The following is a 3257-nucleotide window of genomic DNA, read 5'->3' on the forward strand; positions in this document are numbered from 1 at the left end:
CCTCCTCCTCCACGAAGCCGTGCCGAGCCAGCTCCCGCAGGTGATAGCTCGTGGCCCCCGTGTTGAGCCCCAACCCCCGCGCCACCATCGCGGACGTGGCCGGCCCGTACATCCCGAGCCGCTCCAGGATCTGCAACCGCCGAGGATGCGCGAGGGCCTTGAGGCCGTCGAAGGAGGGGGTGAACGCCATGTGCACAGACTCCTGTGCACACCCCGCTGTGCACGATCCGACAACCCCCCGAGCCGGGGGTGGGGTTAACCCCCGGAACGGGGCGCGCGGCGAAATCGCCGGTGCGCATGCCGACAACGTCGCTGCCGTGGAAGGTAGGTCACGCCCACGTCTCGGGGTCGCCGCACCGGGCCACGCCGTGCTCCCGTCGCGACGTGGCCCCCACCCGGTTTCCTCGTCACCCCACGGCGCGGTCGATGAGTTTGTGGCTCCCGGCCGGTCACAGCTCGCGACACCAGAGGAAAGGACACCGCCATGTCGGAGCTTCTCGTCGACTTCATCACCTCCCTCGACGGCCACGCGTCGGGAGAGGGATGGCCCGGGTTCTGGGGCCTCGAAGGCCCGGAGTACCTCGCATGGCTCGGCGAGCAGCCCACGGCCACCTACCTGATGGGAGCGAACACCTACCGCCTGATGTCGGGCTTCGCCGCCGGTGAGGTCCCGAGTGGCCAAGACGAGTTCAGGCCCGAGGAAGAGGCGTCCGTCGACGAGCTCACGCAGGCGTCCAAGGTGGTGTTCTCCTCCTCACTCGAGGAGCCACTGACGTGGGCCAACTCCACGCTCGTCCGCGACGACGCCGTCGAGGCGGTCCGCGCCATGAAGTCGAGTGGCTCGGGGCTCCTCAGCACGATCGGCAGCCTGAGCCTGTGCCGGTCCCTGCTACGAGCCGGGCTCGTCGACCGCTTCCGGGTCGTGATGTTCCCGGTGATCACCGGGGCCACGGGCGAAGAACGCGTCTACGACGGCTATCCGGACGTCGCCCTCGAGATGACCGAGCACCGCACCTTCGACGGCCGCATCCAGCTGGTCGAGTACAAGCCCCGCGTGCTCGAGCACCCGCCGCTCGGCGCCCCCGCGTGACGTCGCCCCGTCCGCCACGAACGCCTGCCAGGCGGCGGCGGGAACGACGCGAGTGCCACCATCGCGGTCCGGTCGTGCGGGGTGTGGGGCGGTGACGGAGTACTACCAGCCGGTGGAGTCGATCACCGTGAACGCGTCGACAGTGCAATGCGGTGACATCATCGCCATCGGCGGCCGATCTTTCGTCGTGCGCGACCTGGTGGGCCTGCACGGCGGCGCGAAACGGCTGGAGTTCCTGTCGGGCGACTGCCTCACCATTCGTTGGAACACGATCCTCAAGGCCGCCCGTCCGTACCGGCGACGGGTGTGACCGCGGCGCCCGTCCGGGTGAGCGGCGGCCGACGCGGGGCGGTTTCTCGGTCGCACGGCGGCGCGCGGTCCGGAGACTGGTGCGGCAGCGACCCCCGAGGAGGGCCCATGGACCGGCTGCCGATCGTCTACGTGCGCGGATACGCCGGGCCGACCGCCGGCATCGACGCCCAGGTGGACGACCCGTTCTACGGCTTCAACCACGGCGCCACCCATGTGCGCGTCGGCGGCGACGGCGACCCGGCGTTCTACCAGTTCGAGGGGCCGTTGCTCCGGCTGATGACCGACGAGGACTACCGACTGCTCGTCCAGGGCGACCAGCACCGGTACCTGCGCGAGGCCGCGGACGCCAGCGTGCCGCCCGCCTCGCTCTGGGTGTACCGCTTCTACGACCAGGCCGCGACGACCTTCGCCGCGCCGCCGCACGAGAGCCTGCCGGAGCGGCTGCTCGGTCGGCTCCACCGCCGGGTCTCCGCCGACGGCTTCGACATCGAGACGGCGGCGGCCGGCCTCTACGACCTGATCGGCCTGATCCGGCGGAAGACCGGCGCGCCGAAGGTGTACCTGGTAGCCCACTCCATGGGCGGCCTCGTCGCCCGGTGCATGATGCAGAAGACCTGCCGGCAGCCCGACGCGGACGGCCGCGACCGGCGGCCGGCCAGGGAGCTGGTGGCCCGGTTCTTCACCTACGGCACGCCGCACGGCGGCATCGCCTTCCGCCTCGGCGTCCTGAACTGGGCGGAGCAGGCCTTCGGCCCGGCCGGCTCGGACATCTTCGCGCCGGAGAAGATGTACGGCTATCTCGACCCCGGGGCGCGCTTCGGCGACCTGCCGCCGCGCTCGGCCGACTTCGACCCGCAGCGCCTCCCCGAGGAGGTCTTCGACACCGACGACGTCTTCTGCCTGGTCGGCACCGACCCCAGGGACTACGGCCTCTCGCGGGTGCCCGTCGGGCCGAAGAGCGACGGCCTGGTCCGCATCGAGCACGCCTACGTCCGGGGCGCCCACCGGGCCTACGTCTACCGGTCGCACTCCGGGACCTACGGGGAGGTCAACTCCGAGGAGGGCTACCAGAACCTGCGGCGCTTCCTCTTCGGACGCTGGCAGGTCCGCCTCGACCTGGTCGGCCTGCCGGGCACCGTCCCCGACACGCCCGTCTGGCAGGCGGACACCCGCCTCACCATCCGGGGCCTGCCCATCGTGATGACCGAGCAGAGCGCCGCGCACTGGTGCCCCGTGCAGCTCGGCGACGAGATCCGTCGCCGCGGCGGGAAGGGGGACGGGGACGTCGCCGTCCCGGTGGCCGGCACCTTCCTGCTCGACCGGGACCGCCTGCGGTACGCCCTCGGCCTGCGGGTGTTCACGCTGGACGAGGACGACGGCCGCCTCCGCCTCACCGACCACCTGGAGCAGGTGCCGGCCTGGGCCGACACCCTCGTCGTGGATGTCCGCCCCGGCGCCGAGGAGGGCGGCATCGCCGCCTGGGCGGCCTGGAACAGCATGGTCGAGGGGCCGCCCGAGCGCTTCGACCCCATCACCGACGGGCTGCCGGGACAGGACGCGGGGTCCGCCATGACCTGGGAACGCACGGCAGGCGCCGCCGCGGCCCGCGTCGCCCACATCCCGCTGCCCGCCGCCGCCAGGGCGCTGTCCGTCCTGGGCCCGAACGCGGCCCTGCGCATCGAGGCCCGCGACCGCCTGGCCGCCACCTGACCGCCGCCCGACAGCCGCCCGACCCACCACCGCGACCGCCGTCTCCTGCACCTGGGAGGCCGGCCGCGAACAGAACCCGGACGGGCTGCTCGAACGACTCGGCGTGCCGGCCAGGGCCCGCCGCCGCGCCCACGTCCTGGACCCG

4 protein-coding genes are annotated in these 3257 nt (G+C 72.6%); 3 read left to right on the forward strand and 1 reads right to left on the reverse strand.

Annotated features, from left to right (window positions below; all coding sequences use genetic code 11):
- The coding region (locus E1283_RS34190) for a winged helix-turn-helix domain-containing protein (protein ID WP_132822057.1) at positions 1 to 190 on the reverse strand (190 nt) is incomplete at its 3' end.
- 294 nt (positions 191 to 484) lie between these two features.
- Here E1283_RS34190 and E1283_RS34195 point away from each other — a divergent pair.
- The 3 genes from E1283_RS34195 to E1283_RS34205 all read left to right on the forward strand — a co-directional run bounded on the left by E1283_RS34195 (position 485) and on the right by E1283_RS34205 (position 3112).
- Positions 485 to 1090, forward strand: a complete 606-nt coding sequence (locus E1283_RS34195) for a dihydrofolate reductase family protein (protein WP_132822058.1) — start codon at positions 485 to 487, stop codon at positions 1088 to 1090.
- A gap of 91 nt (positions 1091 to 1181) precedes the next feature.
- The gene (locus E1283_RS34200; protein WP_132822059.1) at positions 1182 to 1400 is read left to right on the forward strand and encodes a hypothetical protein; all 219 of its coding nucleotides are present in this window, start codon (positions 1182 to 1184) and stop codon (positions 1398 to 1400) included.
- A 107-nt stretch (positions 1401 to 1507) separates the two neighbouring features.
- Positions 1508 to 3112: an esterase/lipase family protein gene (locus E1283_RS34205; protein ID WP_132822060.1), complete on the forward strand. Its 1605-nt coding sequence runs from the start codon at positions 1508 to 1510 to the stop codon at positions 3110 to 3112.
- The last annotated feature ends 145 nt before the right edge of the window (positions 3113 to 3257 follow it).

The sequence above is a fragment of the Streptomyces hainanensis genome (assembly GCF_004348415.1).
GTDB lineage: Bacteria > Actinomycetota > Actinomycetes > Streptomycetales > Streptomycetaceae > Streptomyces > Streptomyces hainanensis.